We start from the raw sequence: 217 nt of genomic DNA, 5'->3' as shown, positions 1-217 counted from the left end.
ACAACTTTATGGGATTTGCTTGACCTCGCGGTTTCGCTGCCCTTTGTATTGTCCATTGTAGCACGTGTGTAGCCCAAATCATAAGGGGCATGATGATTTGACGTCATCTCCACCTTCCTCCGGTTTGTCACCGGCAGTCAACTTAGAGTGCCCAACTGAATGATGGCAACTAAGCTTAAGGGTTGCGCTCGTTGCGGGACTTAACCCAACATCTCAC

1 rRNA gene is annotated in these 217 nt (G+C 49.3%); it reads right to left on the bottom strand.

The features are described 5' to 3' along the window. Nucleotides 1–217, bottom strand: a 16S ribosomal RNA gene (locus APS80_RS10475); the annotation flags it as partial.

This window comes from Staphylococcus auricularis, from assembly GCF_001500315.1.
GTDB lineage: Bacteria > Bacillota > Bacilli > Staphylococcales > Staphylococcaceae > Staphylococcus > Staphylococcus auricularis.
The sequence above is the reverse complement of the archived record's forward strand: the minus strand, read 5'-3'. Positions and strand labels throughout refer to the sequence as shown.